Origin of the sequence: Corynebacterium pelargi, assembly GCF_014635485.1 — a bacterium.
Lineage (GTDB): Bacteria > Actinomycetota > Actinomycetes > Mycobacteriales > Mycobacteriaceae > Corynebacterium > Corynebacterium pelargi.
Genome location: NZ_BMCX01000002.1, coordinates 86,346 through 101,297, shown reverse-complemented (window position 1 = coordinate 101,297; position 14,952 = coordinate 86,346). Strand labels below are relative to the sequence as shown.

Genomic DNA, 14,952 nt, shown 5'->3' with positions numbered 1-14,952 from the left:
TCACACCAGTCACGCGCGTAACAATTGTCACATCGCTAGCTTTTCGACGTCCTCCGTGCGAGATTCCGGGACGATCTTCAAGCTCGCAGCTGCCGCCCCAATCAAAGCAAGCATCACCACCAGCGGCACCCACAACGCCGCGCCGCCAACCTGGTTACCCACAGCGCTCAACGCCAGAGTTGGGTAATTCAACGGCATCAATGCCGCAAGCGCTTCAAGCCCAGACGCAATCGACTCAGTCGCTGCCTTATTCCACACCCAACCAACGATGCCTACCTGGGCAAGCAGGGCGAAAAAGCTTGTGCCAAGGCCAATGCGAGGCCCGAGGATGCGCATCAGCGCCATCGTCATTGCAGCAGAAAGCGCGGCGCTTAGCGCACCCACCAAGCCTGCAACGATGGCAGCACCAACGCTCATGCCCACGCCCAACACAGCGACGAGCACCGCACCGAGCACGCCAAGAGCCACAATCGCTAGGGCACCACCGCGCCAATCACGCACCCGCGTTGCAGCGGCCAACATGATGCCGGCTGCAATAAAGAAGGCATAAAGTGGCGCAAGCGACTGGCTCACGCCCGCCTCCTCGGCCTCCTGCGTGCCTGGGGTAACGGCAGGCAGCGCGCGCTGCGCCGCGGCGAGCTTGGCGCGGGTGTCTTGAGCCATGGAGTCAATCTTTTTCACGCCCTCATCCAATTGATCCACGCCACTGGTGGCCTCATCCACGCCACCCGATAACCTATTGAGCCCACTGGCCAAATCCTTGGAGCCCTTCGTGGCGCTATAAATGCCGTCGTGATAGCTATAGCCTGGCACGGCAAGCTGATTGGCCACCTCGCGCGATCCATTGCGCAACTCTTCTAATTGCGCCTTCGTGCCCTCATCGAGGGCGGCGGCCTCCACGCGGGCATGGAATTCAGCCAGGCGCTGCTTCATCTCCGCAGCGCGCGGATCCACGCTGTTTTCTACATCGGACTGGGCATCTTCAATAGCCGTTAAGATCTGCCCCCTGGCAGCTTCCAGGCCCACCATCTGATTCACCGCGGCCTCCACGCCATCGGCAACCTTGGTTGCACCATCGCCTAATTGTGCGGTACCCGCCTGAATCTCAGTCATGCCATTGGCAAGCTGCTGAGAACCATCGCGCGCCTCATGCACGCCATCGCCTAGGGCCTGGGAGCCGGTTTTGAGCTTCTCGGTGCCGTCGACAAGCTGCTTGGTGCCGCTTTGGAGCATCGAGGACTGGGCGTTGGCATTGCCTACCGCCCTGCGCACCTCGCTGAGATCGGGCATCGCCACCGCCGCGGGTGCACCCTGAGACTCCTCGCTATTAGTCCAGGTGGATGCGATCTGGGTGTCACTTGTTGCCGCCACGCCTACACCAGCAAGCAGGGGGACTGCCAGGAGAATGGAAGCGATCACACGCTTTCCGGTGGCCTCGGGCTTAGAAATGGGGCTCATGGTTTAACAAACCTAGCCCCTTGCAGGGCGTTTGCGTTCACGGCGCGCGCGTAAAGCAGGTATTTTTGTGGGGCTTTCTACCTGGATCGCCGTGTGAGATCCCCTATGCCCAACTGGTAGTGTTGAGGCGTTAGTTGTGCCCGATTGCCTTTTGTTTGCTTGTGATCCCACAAGATCCAACAGGCCACGAGTTCCTACCTCAATGGGTGTGAAACCACTGTGACCCTTTTGTATGTTCTAGCGCTAGCCGCGCTCGCGATCGCCGTTTCGCCACTTCTGGTCAAACTCATTGATCGCGCCGCTGGCTGGCCGCTTGCAGGCATCTTCATTTTTGCAGCCATCTTATTAATTCGGCAGCTCCCCGACATCTACGACGGCAAAGCGTTGAGCTACCAAGCCACCTGGGTGCCCGACCTCCTCGGCCCCGGTCTTGGTGTGAACTTCGCGCTTAAAGCCGATGCGCTCAGCGTCTTTTTCGCGCTGCTTGCGCTGCTCATTGGTGCGGTGGTGTTCATTTATTCTTCTGCCTATTTATCGAAGAATAGAAGCAACACCAGCTTCTACACCATCATGACGGCCTTTACCGCCAGCATCTTGATGCTCGTGCTTGCCGACGACGCCTTCGTGCTCTTCATCGCCTGGGAGCTCGTCTCCTTGGCCTCCTTCATGCTGATCGCACGCTCCGGCGGCACCGGCGGTGAGCTTGGCTCCCAGCGCACCTTGATCCTCACCTTCATTGGTGGCCTGACCATGCTCAGCGCGCTGGCCATCGCCGCCACCCAAACCGGCACCACCAGCATCTCTGGGATCTTGGCCAGCGATGTATGGGCCGAAAAACCCGGCTTGAGCTCAACTATCGCCGTGCTCATCGCCGTTTCGGCCTTTACCAAATCGGCGCAGTTCCCCTTCCACTTCTGGCTGCCAGAGGCCATGGCCGCAGCCACCCCGGTGTCTGCATTCCTGCACGCCGCAGCCGTGGTGAAGGCAGGTATTTACCTGCTCATGCGCTTTAGCACCATCTTCCACGACAACGCCACGTGGAACTGGCTGCTCATTGTGGTGGGTATTGTCACCGCCGTGATGGCCTCGCTGTTTGCCATCCAGAAATCGGACCTGAAAAAGCTCACCGCCTACTCCACCGTGTCGCACCTGGGCTGGATCGTTGCCACCATCGGCGTTGGCACCCCCTTGGCCTTGGCCGCGGCACTGGTGCACACCCTGGCGCACGCCATGTTCAAGTCCAGCCTGTTCATGCTCATTGGCGTGGTAGACCACCAAACCGGCACCCGCGATGCATCGCGCCTTGGTTCCTCCTGGCGCCTGCTGCCCTTTACCTTCGGCTCAGTGTGCATCGCAGCGGCCTCCATGGCTGCCGTGCCGCCGACCCTCGGCTTTATCTCCAAAGAAGGCATGCTGGCCGCCTTTGAAGAAGCCCCCATCGGCAACGGCCCTGCCGCCATCTTGCTCATCGCCGCAGGTATTGGTGCACTCTTTACCTTCACCTACTCCGCGCGCATCGTGTGCGATGGCTTTATCGACGGCGACCGCGACATGTCGGAAACCAAGGAAGCGCCCATTTCGCTGTGGCTTCCAGCCGCCATTCCCGGCGTACTTTCCTTGCCCATCGTCTTCTTCGTATCGGCCCTTGATAAGCCCATCAGCTCGGCCGTAGCCGCCGTATCCGAAGATCCCCACACCCACCTAGCGCTTTGGCACGGCTTCAATGTGCCGCTGGCGATCTCTATCGCCGTCACGGTGCTCGGCGTGGTTGGCATTGTGATGCGCAAGCAGATTTGGGCAGCACTCGATGGCCGCAAGCTGGCGTGGCGCAGCGGCAATGAGCTGCTCAACACCGCCGTGCGCGGCATGGCAGGCTACGGCAAGGCCGTGGGCAAGATGGCTGATTCTCTAAGCCCCACCCGCCACCTGGCCGCCATGTTCGTGCTCATCATCGCCCTGGGCGCCACGGTGGGTATCCGCACGCTGATCAGCGGCGGTATCGACGGTGCACCCGTTGCCCCGCGCGTAGAGGGCATGGATCGCTGGAGCGATCTGGTGCCCCTGGGCATCGTGGCGCTGGCACTCGTGCTGCTGCTGCGCACCTCCTCCAGGCTGACTGGTGTGGTGCTGCTCGGCGTGGCCGGCATGGGCGTGACCTTCCAGATGCTCACGCTCGGCGCCCCCGACGTGGCACTCACGCAGTTGCTGGTAGAGGCCCTGACCGTGGTGATCATGATGCTGGTGGTTCGCCAGCAGCCAGAAACCTTCCACCCCACCAAGCCCAAGCGCCGCATTGGTGCTGGCGTGATGGCGGTGCTAGTTGGTCTGGTCACCTTCGGCGCAGCCTATGGTCTGCTTGGCAGGCGCGAACGCACCGAGCTCTCACTGTGGTACCTCAATAACGGCCCGGAGATCACCGGTGGCGACAATATTGTCAACACCATCCTGGTGGAGTTCCGTGCCTTCGATACCTTGGGCGAGCTCACGGTGTTGGGCATGGCTGCCGTGGTGATCGCCGCGGTGGTGACCTCCATGCCGCGCTACCCCTTCCAACGTGGCACCCACCCCTCCCCCTTCGGGCGTGCCCGCATCAATGCCATCCCAGCGCAGCAACTGCTTCGCTTCCTCATTCCTGCCCTTGCGGTTGTGAGCTTCCTGGTATTCATGCGCGGCCACAACAGCCCCGGCGGTGGCTTCATTGCCGCGCTGATCTTCGGTGGCGCGTTGATGATCTCCTACATTTCCTTCCCGCGCGACCAGCGCATCGTGGATGTGTACACACCAGCCAAGCTCACCGGCGTCGGTGTGCTGCTCGCACTGATCTCGGGCTTTATTGGCCTGATCAAGGGCTCATTCCTCTACGCACTGCATGGGCACTTCGCCGGCAATCACTGGACCACCTCGATGATCTTCGACGTGGGCGTGTACCTGGCGGTGATGGGCATGCTCAGCATGGCCATCAATGTGCTGGGCAGCTACCTGCGCCCAGGCATGAGCCGCAAGCAACTGACGTTTACAAAAGACAATTCGCCACTGCAATCCGCACCGGAAGTCAGCGCACGCGAAGACGACGACCCGAACTTCCCAGACGGCAAGCCCTTCGAACATGAAACGGCCACCCGTCCAAAGCGCGGGGAACGCAGGAAGGCTCAAACCATTAAGCAAATCCAGAAGGAGCAAGCACAATGATCCTGGCTTTGACCATTGCGCTGCTAGCCGCCGGTGGCACATACCTGGTGCTGCAGCGCGGCATGTTGCGACTGGTAATTGGCATGACGCTAATTAGCCACGCCGTAAACCTGCTCATCCTGGCAACCGGTGTGCCCAAGTGGCGCGGCGAGGCATTCCCCAACATCACAGATCTTGCGGATGCCGCCGACCCGCTGCCCCAAGCCTTCGTGCTGACCGCCATCGTGATCGCGATGGCTACCACCACGTACATGCTCACCCTCTCCGGGCTCGGCCGATCCGATGACACCTTGGCCGAAGAGGTGGCCGATGAGGATTCGCCGCTGCAAACCCTCGGCCGTTCCATCTCGGGCGCCGAGGTAGCAGAAAACCTCGACCACAACGCCAAGCGCATGGAATCGCGCTCTGAGGAGGCGAAGCACTAATGGATTATGTTCTTCCCCTCTTTGTAGGCCTACCCCTGGTGGCGGTGGCACTGACCACCCTCGCACCTTGGCGCGCCTTCCGCGATATCACCGCGCTCGTGACCCCAGTGCTGACGGGACTGGCTGGCGCCTGGCTTTTTGCCTACATCACCGCCAACGGCACCCAGGCACACTCCATCGGCCTCTACATCGGCGGCGTGGCCATCCCCTTTGCCGCCGACCAATTCAGCGCCGTGATGATGGTGACCACCTCCATCGTGGCCTTCGCCTCTAACTGGTTTGCCATCGTGGTGGGCGAAACACGCGCACGCTACTACGCACCCCTATCGCTCATGCTTCTTAGCGGTGTGATGGGCGCGCTGATGACGGCCGATCTGTTCAACTTCTTCGTCTTTATCGAAGTCATGCTCATGCCCTCCTACGGCCTGCTGGCCATGACGGGCACCTGGGCAAGGCTTTCCGCCGGACGCACCTTCGTGCTGGTCAACTTGGCCACCTCCACCGTGCTGCTCGCCGGTGTGGCACTGCTCTACGGTGTCAGCGGCACCGTCAATATCGCAGCGCTTTCAGGCGCAGCCGCGGGCAATGGCCCCATCACCGTGGCCATGGGCGTGATCATCATTGCCTTGGCCGTCAAGGCGGGCATTTTCCCCGTCCACACCTGGCTGCCACGCTCCTACCCCTCCACCTCGGCATCGGTGATGGGCCTGTTCTCTGGCCTGCACACCAAGGTGGCGGTGTACATGATCTTCCGCATCTACGTGGTGATCTTCGATCTGGATAGCCGCTGGATGTGGCTGATCATTGTGATCTGCTCGCTTTCGATGCTGGTGGGCGCCTATGCCGGCTTGGCAGAAAACTCCATGCGCCGCGTGATCTCCTACCAGATGGTCAATGGCATGCCCTTCATCCTGGTCATGCTTGCCTTTGCCACCGGCAATGAGCCCGCGGCTCTGGCCGCCGGCATCCTCTACATGCTGCACCACATGATCACCGTCGGCTCGCTCATCTTGGCTACCGGCGCGGTGGAAGAAACCTACGGCACCGACCTGATTTCCAAGCTCCACGGCCTCGCCCACCGCGACCCCTGGGTGGCGGCTGTGTTTGCCGCAGGTGCGTTCTCCGTGGTTGGCTTCCCGCCATTTTCCGGCCTCTGGGGCAAAGTGGCACTCGTGGTGGCAGCGGCCCAGCCTGGCGATATCGCCTCCTGGATCGTGATCGCCGTGATCGTGGTGGCAAGCTTCGGCGCCTTCCTTTCCATGATGCGCCTGTGGCGCGAAACCTTCTGGGGCCAGCCGCTGAATAAGGAGCGCTACCCCGATGGGCTGAAAGTTCGTTGGCTCCGACTCGCGCCGAGCGCCATGCTCATCGTGATTTCCTTTGGCATGTTCCTTGCCGCAGGGCCGATGTTCGAACTCACCAACCAGGCCGCCGAGGGGCTTCTCGACGTCCCCGCCTACCAACAAGCCGTCCTCGGTGATGAAGCAGTGGGCTTGCCCCTCGACGTCCAGGCCAACGCCAGCAGCAACCTAGGAGGCAAATAAATGCACGCCATCAAATATGTGTTGTGGCTGGTCTGGCAGATCGTCCTGGCGGCCAACACGGTGCTGGTAGATACGCTCAAAGGCAATAAGGGCATGGACCCCATCGTGGTGCACTATCCCCTGCGTCTGAGCAAAGACTGGCAGATCACCGCCTTTGCCGTGTCCATCACCATGACCCCAGGCACCATGAGCATTGGCCTGCGAGAAGACCACACCCTCCTGGTGCACGCAGTGTATGGCTCTGATCCGAAAGCGGTACTGGAAGATCTTGCGCACATGGAAGCCACGATGGCGCCCAGCGTTCGCTCCATCCACCATGACCTTGCATCGGCCACCATCGAGCAGCCCGCACCCGTGCCGGAGCGAAAGGAGACGCCCTAACCATGTTTCTCACCGTGATCTATGTAGCTGTGGGCGTGTTGGGAGTCTGCGCACTTGCAGCGCTCGCGCTCATCCTGCGCAGCAAGGATGCCTTTAGCCGCGCCGTCGTCAGCGACCTGGTGTTCTACACCCTCATCGGCCTCTACGTGCTGTGGTCCATGACCCACGACACCCAGATCGCCTACGATGTGCTGCTGCTCGTGGCCATCATCGGCGGCGTGCTGCCCACCATGTCGGCCGCACGCATCATCTCGAAGGGACGCCGCTAATGTTCGATATCATCGCCGCCGCCATCGTGATCATCGCCTGCATCGTCATCGCCTTGACCACCCTGGCCGTCTGGCGCGGCAAAGACCCGCTCACCCGCGCCAATGTGCTCAGCACCAACACCAGCCTCGCGCTGCCACTGTTGATCATTGCCAAACTCATCCACGACATCGGCGCAGGCACCTTCCTGATCAGCGACCTCGTCGTCGCAGCCCTCGCCATCACCGGCCTGCTGGTGGTACTCGCCATCGGCTCCTTCGTGATGGGCCGAGCGCTTTATGAGGTCGCCCGCGAAGACGCCGAACGCGAATAACGCCACTGCTCAAACAGCACGCCCCCATCCTTCAGGGCGTGCTGTTTGCTTTTCTGCACCCCCGCCAAGGCCGCCACATACCCATCCGGGGCCTCAATATCGCGCACCCAACGCGCAGCAGGGCACTTCACCTGCGCCTCGTGTCGCGCCCACCCATCCGGGCAAGGCAAACGCTGCACATCCACCCCCACCGGAGCATCAGCAAAAGCCACATACACCCACTGGCCCGAGTGGGCGATGGAGACGAAACCAGTAGTGGTTTGGACCGGGCCGTGGCCTTCGGCTCCGCATTCCGGACACACCTGCTCTTCTAGATATATATCTAGAAGAGGGAGGAGGGCATGACCGAGCAAACGCCTGGCCCGATCCGCCGGCTGCACAAACTGCTCAAGCTGCGCCCGATCCTTCGTATTGAGTAGCTCTTCGAGGTCTGCACCGGCAACGCTGAGGGGGATGCGATACACCACGATTGCTACCTCGGGATTCATAATGGATAGGATACCCTTAACTCTTTTAGGCGTCCCTATGTTGAGGTAACCCCATGAATCTCGCCCGTGCGCTCCTCCACCAATCAGACGCACCCGCGCTCCGAAGTGCAACAGGCACGTTGAGCCACACTCAGCTCAGCGAAGCGGTCAGCGCCTGCGCTGCCACCCTCGCCTCCAACCAGCGCCTGCTGGTTCAGGTGCCTTTTGAACGAAGCATCGACGCCATCATCGGCTACCTTGGCGTGCTCCAGGCAGGCCATGTGGCCTTGGTGGCTGGGGATCAGGCCGCTCAGCCTTATCAGCCCAATGCGCGCATGGATGGCCAAACCATGGTCACTTTGCATGATCAGCCGATCGAGCTGCACCCCGAACTTTCCGTGCTATTGAGCACTTCCGGCTCGACGGGTTCGAGCAAATTGGTGCGCCTTTCGGCTGAGAATCTGCACTCCAATGCCGATGCCATCATCGACGGTTTGGGGCTTGAGCCCTCGGATGTGGGCGCAACCTTATTGCCGCTGCATTATTCTTTCGGGCTTTCGGTGCTGCATACGCACCTGCTGGTTGGCGGCTGCCTGGCTGTGGGCGAGTGGAGCATGAACGACCCAGACCTGCACCAGAATTTGAGCAAGTTCCAAGTGAGCAATATTGGTGTGGTGCCGCACATGCTCGAACTGGCCCAAACCACACCTACTTTTGATCCGGCGCCTGCTTCGCTGCGCCTGGTGTATCAGGCCGGCGGCAAACTCGATGCCCATTTGGCCAAGCAGTGGTCCAAGCGCCTGGGCGCACAAGGCATCGCGTTTTCCATGATGTACGGGCAAACCGAGGCGAGTGCGCGGATGACCATTACGCGGCCGTCGACAAGCTTGGAGCATCCCGACGCGGTGGGGGAAGTGATTCGCGGCTCCGAGATGCGCGTGGAAGAAGGCGAGCTGGTGTTTCGCGGGCCTGGGGTGATGCTGGGCTATGCCATGCACCAAGACGACCTCGCTTTGGGGCGCATGATCACCGAATTGCGCACCGGCGACCTCGGCAGCGTGGACGATGGCATCGTGCGTATCCACGGGCGCAGCAGCGACTTTCTCAAAATTGCCGGGCTGCGCATCGCCCTGCCGGAAATCCAAGCGCAATTGAGCAAAGAAAATATCCACGCCATCGTCACCGGCGACGACACAGCCGTGCGCGTGCTCGCCACGCAAAGCACCGCCCCCAACACCACCGAACTCATCGCCGCCACCGGGCTCGACGGGGCACATGTGCGAGTGGCCACCACCGAAACGCTGCCACTTTTGCCCAATGGCAAACCCGATAAACGGCGGGCGAAGCAGGTGGTGGATCAGCAGTGGGCTGGGTCGGGTACATTGCCAAAGCTCGCCCATCTTCTAGGTATATATCTAGAAGAGGTGGATGTGTCGAAGTCCTTTGTGCACAACGGCGGCACCAGCCTCAACCACGTCGCCGCCGCCTCCCTGCTCGGCCGCCATCATGATTTGCCGCCGAATTGGCAGCATGTGCCTTTGGAGCAAATTTTGGCTACGCGGAGCGCTTCGACGGTGCGCGCGGATACGCCGATGGTGTTGCGCGCTGTGGCGGCGTTGACGATTGTGCTGAATCACGCAAATTTGGCGCGCATTTTGGGCGGGGCGCATACCTTGTTGTTGGTGGCGGGGTATCAGTTGGCTGCGTTTGCTTTTGCGTTGCCTTCGGCGCGGGATCGTGTGCGCCGTGTGGCGCGCACGTGTGCGGCTGTGGCGATTCCTACTTCGTTGATTTCTTTGGTGGGTGTGCTCATTACGGGCACCTATGGCTGGTCCAATGTGCTGTTGATTGAGTGGTTGTGGGAGAGCCAGGGTTCTACGTGGCTGTTCTGGTTTATTGAGACGTACTTGCTTGGCATGGTCGTGCTCACGGCGTTGTCTTGTGTGCCGAGTCTGTGGCGTTTATATGCTCGCGATGGTTTTGCGGGTGCGTTGGTGATGTTGGGATTGATGTTGGTGCCGCGTTATGGCATGGAGATTTTCGATCCCGCGCATTTGCGCCATGGGCCTTTGGGGGCGATGTGGCTGTTGGCTGCCGGTGTGTTGGTGCGTAATGCGCAGCAGCAGGCTCAGAAGATTGTGGCGTGGTTGCTTACTGCCGTTGCTGCTTGGGGCATGTTTGAGACGCTGTGGCAGTGGGGGTATGTGCTCATTGGTGCGGCGTTGCTGTTGTGGGTGCCGCAGCTTCCTTTGCCGCGTTGGGCTTTGAGGCCGGTGGGCTTGTTGGCTGCGGCGTCGCTGTATTGCTATATCTTGCAGTTCGATATTCTTGCCCGGATTGCCAATCCTTGGGTTGGTGTGGTGGCGTCGTTGGCCGCTGGTATGGCGTGCTGGGCGTTGGTGCAGTTGCTGGTGGTGCGCCGTTTGTGGCCGTGGTTAGTTCGTCGTGTGCGAGGCGGTGATCGGCTGCATGTAGACGATGTCGCTGGCCAGGGCTTGGGCGTCGGCGCTGTCGTGGGTGACCAGCACGCTGGTCACGCCGGCGCGTTGAAGTAGTTCGCGCACTTCTTGGCGTACTTGTTCGCGCAGGTTGGCGTCGAGGTTGGAAAAGGGCTCGTCAAGCAGCAGCACTTTGGGCCTGGGGGCAAGGGCGCGGGCAAGGGCCACGCGCTGTTGTTGGCCGCCGGAAAGTTGGTGGGGGTAGCGCGAGGCGAGTTCGCTTAAGCCCACCATGTCGAGCGTTTCGGCCACGCGCTGTTTGCGCTGCTCACGGCTCATGCCGCGCAGCCCATATTCCACGTTGCGCTGCACCGTCATGTGCGGGAAAAGCGCATAGTCTTGAAACACGAGGCCGATGCCACGGGCTTCCGGGGCTTGGAAGCTTGTCGACGAAGCCACGCACGCATCACCAATGCGCACCTCCCCGGAGGCGGGGCGTTCCAAGCCTGCGATGAGCCTGAGCACCGTGGTTTTGGCGCATCCAGACGGACCCAGCAGTGCGGTGCAGCTCCCGGGGGCCACTTCGAGGTTGAAGTTGGCTAATTGGTCTTGGGAGGCGTGCGGGTAGCGGAACGTGACGTCGACAAGCTGGATGCTAGACATGTGGGTTCTCCTGGGATTGGCGTGCCACGATCAAGGCAATGGGGATCATGGCAATACCGATAATGAGCAGGCTTGATAGCGAGGACTCAGGAATCATCTCATCGTTGGCGTACTCGAAGACGCGGGTGGATAAGGTGGCGAAGTTGAAGGGGCGCAGGATCAACACGATGGGAAGTTCCTTCATCATGTCGATAAACGCCAAGAGGAAGGCGCCGATCAGCGCCGAGCGAATCATCGGCACATCCACCGTGGCCGTGGCCCTGAGCGGCCCGGCACCGAGCAGGCGTGCGGATTCGTGGGCGCGGATACCAACGCGCTCAAAACCGGACTCCACCGATTGCATACTCACCGCCAGGTAGCGAATGAGGTAGGCCACCACGATGATCGCGGGCGTGGCGGTCAGCGCGGTGCCCAGGCGAGTATCCAGCCACACCCCCACCGACAAAATGGCCAGGGCAATCACGGTGGAAGGCACCGAGTAGCCCATCACCGTGATACGCGCGAAGGTCTTGGTCACAGCACTTGGCCACAAGCGCTGGGTTTGAGCCACGATCAAAGCGCAAATGGTGGTGGCCAGCGCCCCGGCAAGGGCAACGGCCACGGAGGTGCCGAGCGTGGCCATGAGGCCATCGAAGCGAATATTGGGCATGGACACAATGGCCCAGTAGATCATCTGGATCACGGGGATGAGCAGGGCGAAGGCCAGAACAGACCACGCTGCAAGCGGCACCAGGACCCGGGCGGGGCCGCGCAATTGCATGCGCTGCATGGGCCTTGCGCGCACGCCTATCGAGGCCGAGCGTGGCCCACGCAGTGCCTTTTCGCCTGCAGAAAGCAAGGTGACCACCAGCAGCAAGATGGCTGCGAGTTTCAAGGCCGCCGCCATATCTCCAAGACCTAACCAGCTTTTGAAGATGGCGGTGGTAAAGACTTCCAGGCCAAAGTAGGAGGCCAGGCCATAGTCCGAGAGCACCTCGAAGGCCACCAGGGTGGCACCGGCCACCACCGCGTTGCGGGTAAGCGGCAAGATCACCGTGAAGTAGGCGCGCATCGGGCTTGCCCCAGACACGCGGGCGGCCTCTAGCAGGTGGCCTACCTCGCGGGATAAGAAGGCGCGGAGCACTAAGAAGATATAGGGGTACAAAAAGAGCGTGAACATCAGCACCGCGCCAAAAGGCGTGAGCAGATCAAAGCTGCCTGGTGCGAGCTCCACGCCCAGGTTGCGTAGGCCCACCTGGATCCAGCCGGTGTAGCCAGTCATGGCCACATAGGTGTAGCCGCCGATATAGGGCGGGATGGCAAGGGGTAACACCAGGCCCAAAGAAAGGAGGCTCCTGCCGGGGAATTCATAGGCGGTGACCCACCAGGCAAGGGCAGAAGCCACGATCACGCTGAGGAACACCACCGCGATAACCAGCTTGAATGTGCCCCAAATATAGCCTGCGAGCAGGTGATCTACGATGTGGTGCCAGGCATCGCTTGCGGGGGCAAAAAGCCCGGCGAGGATGCCGAGCAGTGGGGTAAGCATGAGCAAGACCACGATCGCAGTGATCGTGGTCCAGACGCGACGAGAAGTGATCAAGATGGCGCGATTCTTCGAAGGTGTTGGTGGTTGTTGTGCGGGGGCTTACTTCCAGCCGACCTCGTCGAAGATCTTGGTGGCATCGTCGCGGTACTTGCCGAGCTCTTCATAATCCACCTTTTGCTTGGTGAATTCGCCCCAAGACTTCTGCACCTCAGGCAGTGGTGCCTTGGGGTTGAGGGGGAACTCGCCATTTTCCTTGGCGTAGAGTTCCTGGATCTTCTCGCTGGAGAGGAACTCCAGCAGCTTGATGGCGTTTTCCTTGTGCTTTGCGCCCTTGAGCATGGCGCCGTAGGAGATGTTGAGGTGGGTGTTCTCGGGGAAGATCAGGCCGACCTTCTCAGCCACCTTGGCCTCGTTGGGGTCGGAGGACTTGGCCATGCGAGCCCAGTAGTAGGAGTTCATGATGGCTAGATCGCCCTCGCCTGCGGCAACTGCCTTGGCCTGGTCGATGTCGTTGCCCTTGGGCTCGCGGGCGAAGTTATCCACTACGCCTTGGGCCCACTGCTTGGCGGAATCTTCACCATCGACCTCGATGAAGGAGGCCAGCAGCGCCTGGTTGTAGGAGGAGCTGGAGGGGCGAACCAGGATTTGGTCCTTCCACTCTGGCTTGGTGATGTCCTCGTAGGTCTTGATCTTCTCCGGGTCCACGTGCTCCTTGTTATAGGCGATCACGCGCGCACGGGAGGTGATACCCATCCAGTAGTCGCCGCGGAACTGCTCGGGGATATTCGACTCGATGGTGTCGCTCATGGCATCTTCAAGGGCGTCTGCCTCGTGGAGGGGGTAGAGCGATTCGGCGCCGACGGTGAGCAGCACGTCTGCTTGAGGCTTGTTCTTCTCACGGGTGATGCGCTCGACGAGTTCATCGCCTTTGCCTTCCACCACGTTGAGCTTGAGGCCGGTTTCCTCTTCGAACATCTTGTACACCTCTTTATCCACGTCGTAGTGGCGGGAGGAGTACACATTGACTACGTCATCGGACTTCTGATCGAACCCTTCTTCCCCGCTTGAGCAGGCGGTGAGCGTGAGGGCGGCAGCTAGGCCGGCGGCAATGAGGCGGCGCATTTCGCTCCTTCTAGATGTTTCGAGATTAACTTAGGCTACGATTAGAAAACCTACACCAAAAAATAAGGCTTGCCTAGCTGCTTTTTCGCTTGTCGACGCACCCCCGCGCCCACCCAACCGCGCGCAAAGGATTCCCCGAATAGCATCCCTGCAGCACTAGAGATGCAGCGCATCTAAAAGATCATCAAATGCAGGGCCAACTTGGGTGCGCCAGAGGGTCTGTGCCCGGGCATCCGCCCTGCCCGGGCCGCCATTGATAATGGAGACTTCTTTGCCCTGCTTGAGCGCATCGAGCACGAAGCGATAGCCGCTCATCACCGCCAGTGAGGATCCGGCGACCAGCACGGAAGTGGACTGTTCCAGCAAGGCGGAGGCACGCTCGCGGCGGCTTTTAGGAACGGGCTCGCCAAAGTACACCACATCCGGTTTGAGCAGCTTGGAGCCGCACACCTGGCAGCCCACCAGCCTGAAGCTGCTCACCTGATGGGCGTTGAGGGTGACGTCGCCATCGGGATTGACCATGGCGGGGTCTAATTCGATCTGCTCCAAATAGGAGGGGTTGGCTTGGTGGATGCGCTGATCGAGATGGTGGCGATCTTCGGTGGCATGGCAGTTCAGGCACACCACCCGCGCTAAATCCCCATGCAGGGCAATCACATTCTTGCTGCCTGCTTGAGAGTGCAGGCCATCGACGTTTTGGGTGACCACGCCTGAAACACAGCCGGCTCTTTCAAGCTCCACGAGGGCAAAGTGGGTGCGGTTTGGCCTGGCTTGATCGAGGTGACGCCAGCCAACAAAGCTGCGCGCCCAATAGCGCTGCAGGGCTAAAGCGTCGTAGCGGAACTCCTGATAGGTCATGGGACGATGCCGGGACAAGGAGCCGCGCGGCCCTCGATAGTCGGGGATGCCAGATTCGGTGCTCACCCCGGCGCCAGTAATGACCATGGTGCCACCCCGGCGCAATTGCTCGCTCACCTGCTCTAATGCCTGCTCAGGTGGTGTGGGCTGAGCGGTTTCTTCTACCACGCGCGCAATGGAGCGCAGCGCAGAATCGTGCGCCATTTGGATGGCGGGATCGAAAGGCGAGGTGGGCTGCACATGCACGAGGGTACCGGGGAGCACACAAGCCCCGCAGGCGCAGGCCTGCGGGGCTTGGA

General features: G+C 60.9%; 13 protein-coding genes. 7 read left to right on the top strand and 6 right to left on the bottom strand.

Translation table 11 applies throughout. From position 1 onward, the window contains the following. Nucleotides 1–27 precede the first annotated feature (27 nt). Nucleotides 28–1,458, bottom strand: coding sequence for a hypothetical protein (locus IEU99_RS04140; protein ID WP_128890617.1), 1,431 nt, complete (start codon nt 1,456–1,458; stop codon nt 28–30). A gap of 219 nt (nt 1,459–1,677) precedes the next feature. On the opposite strand from IEU99_RS04140, the gene IEU99_RS04135 reads away from it, so the two are divergent. The 6 genes from IEU99_RS04135 to IEU99_RS04110 are packed head-to-tail and all read left to right on the top strand — an operon-like array spanning nt 1,678 to nt 7,577. Beyond that, a complete protein-coding gene (locus IEU99_RS04135; RefSeq protein ID WP_128890618.1) occupies nt 1,678–4,647 on the top strand; it encodes a DUF4040 family protein in 2,970 nt (989 codons plus the stop codon). Continuing rightward, the gene (locus IEU99_RS04130; RefSeq protein WP_128890619.1) at nt 4,644–5,072 is read left to right on the top strand and encodes a cation:proton antiporter subunit C; all 429 of its coding nucleotides are present in this window, start codon (nt 4,644–4,646) and stop codon (nt 5,070–5,072) included. The genes IEU99_RS04135 and IEU99_RS04130 overlap by 4 nt, the downstream gene beginning before the upstream one ends. Beyond that, nucleotides 5,072–6,616 carry a monovalent cation/H+ antiporter subunit D family protein gene (locus tag IEU99_RS04125; RefSeq protein ID WP_128890620.1) on the top strand — a complete coding sequence of 515 codons (1,545 nt, stop codon included), beginning with the start codon at nt 5,072–5,074 and terminating at the stop codon, nt 6,614–6,616. Before IEU99_RS04130 ends, IEU99_RS04125 begins: the two co-directional genes overlap by 1 nt. Beyond that, nucleotides 6,617–6,997, top strand: a complete 381-nt coding sequence (locus IEU99_RS04120; RefSeq protein WP_128890621.1) for a monovalent cation/H+ antiporter subunit E — start codon at nt 6,617–6,619, stop codon at nt 6,995–6,997. A gap of 2 nt (nt 6,998–6,999) precedes the next feature. Further along, nucleotides 7,000–7,266, top strand: a complete 267-nt coding sequence (locus tag IEU99_RS04115; RefSeq protein WP_128890622.1) for a cation:proton antiporter — start codon at nt 7,000–7,002, stop codon at nt 7,264–7,266. Then, entirely contained in the window at nt 7,266–7,577 is a 312-nt protein-coding gene (locus IEU99_RS04110) for a Na+/H+ antiporter subunit G (protein WP_128890623.1), read from the top strand. The genes IEU99_RS04115 and IEU99_RS04110 overlap by 1 nt, the downstream gene beginning before the upstream one ends. Here the strand turns inward: IEU99_RS04110 and IEU99_RS04105 are convergent. Continuing rightward, nucleotides 7,541–8,065 (bottom strand): 4'-phosphopantetheinyl transferase family protein, encoded by a 525-nt coding sequence (locus tag IEU99_RS04105; RefSeq protein WP_128890624.1) that lies wholly within the window; start codon nt 8,063–8,065, stop codon nt 7,541–7,543. The two genes, IEU99_RS04110 and IEU99_RS04105, sit on opposite strands and share 37 nt — an antisense overlap. Before the next feature lie 119 nt (nt 8,066–8,184). Here IEU99_RS04105 and IEU99_RS04100 point away from each other — a divergent pair, with 119 nt between their 5' ends. Further along, the gene (locus tag IEU99_RS04100) at nt 8,185–10,599 is read left to right on the top strand and encodes an AMP-binding protein (RefSeq protein WP_164931200.1); all 2,415 of its coding nucleotides are present in this window, start codon (nt 8,185–8,187) and stop codon (nt 10,597–10,599) included. Here IEU99_RS04100 and IEU99_RS04095 read toward each other — a convergent pair. The 4 genes from IEU99_RS04095 to IEU99_RS04080 all read right to left on the bottom strand — a co-directional run bounded on the left by IEU99_RS04095 (nt 10,480) and on the right by IEU99_RS04080 (nt 14,857). Beyond that, on the bottom strand, nt 10,480–11,145 hold the full coding sequence (locus IEU99_RS04095; protein ID WP_128890626.1) for an ABC transporter ATP-binding protein: 666 nt from the start codon (nt 11,143–11,145) through the stop codon (nt 10,480–10,482). The two genes, IEU99_RS04100 and IEU99_RS04095, sit on opposite strands and share 120 nt — an antisense overlap. After that, a complete protein-coding gene (locus tag IEU99_RS04090) occupies nt 11,138–12,727 on the bottom strand; it encodes an ABC transporter permease (RefSeq protein ID WP_229718388.1) in 1,590 nt (529 codons plus the stop codon). The genes IEU99_RS04095 and IEU99_RS04090 overlap by 8 nt, the downstream gene beginning before the upstream one ends. Before the next feature lie 45 nt (nt 12,728–12,772). Next, nucleotides 12,773–13,795, bottom strand: a complete 1,023-nt coding sequence (locus IEU99_RS04085; RefSeq protein ID WP_128890627.1) for a Fe(3+) ABC transporter substrate-binding protein — start codon at nt 13,793–13,795, stop codon at nt 12,773–12,775. 156 nt (nt 13,796–13,951) lie between these two features. Further along, complete coding sequence (locus IEU99_RS04080; RefSeq protein WP_128890889.1) at nt 13,952–14,857, bottom strand: Sir2 family NAD-dependent protein deacetylase; 906 nt, start codon at nt 14,855–14,857, stop codon at nt 13,952–13,954. Nucleotides 14,858–14,952 lie beyond the last annotated feature (95 nt).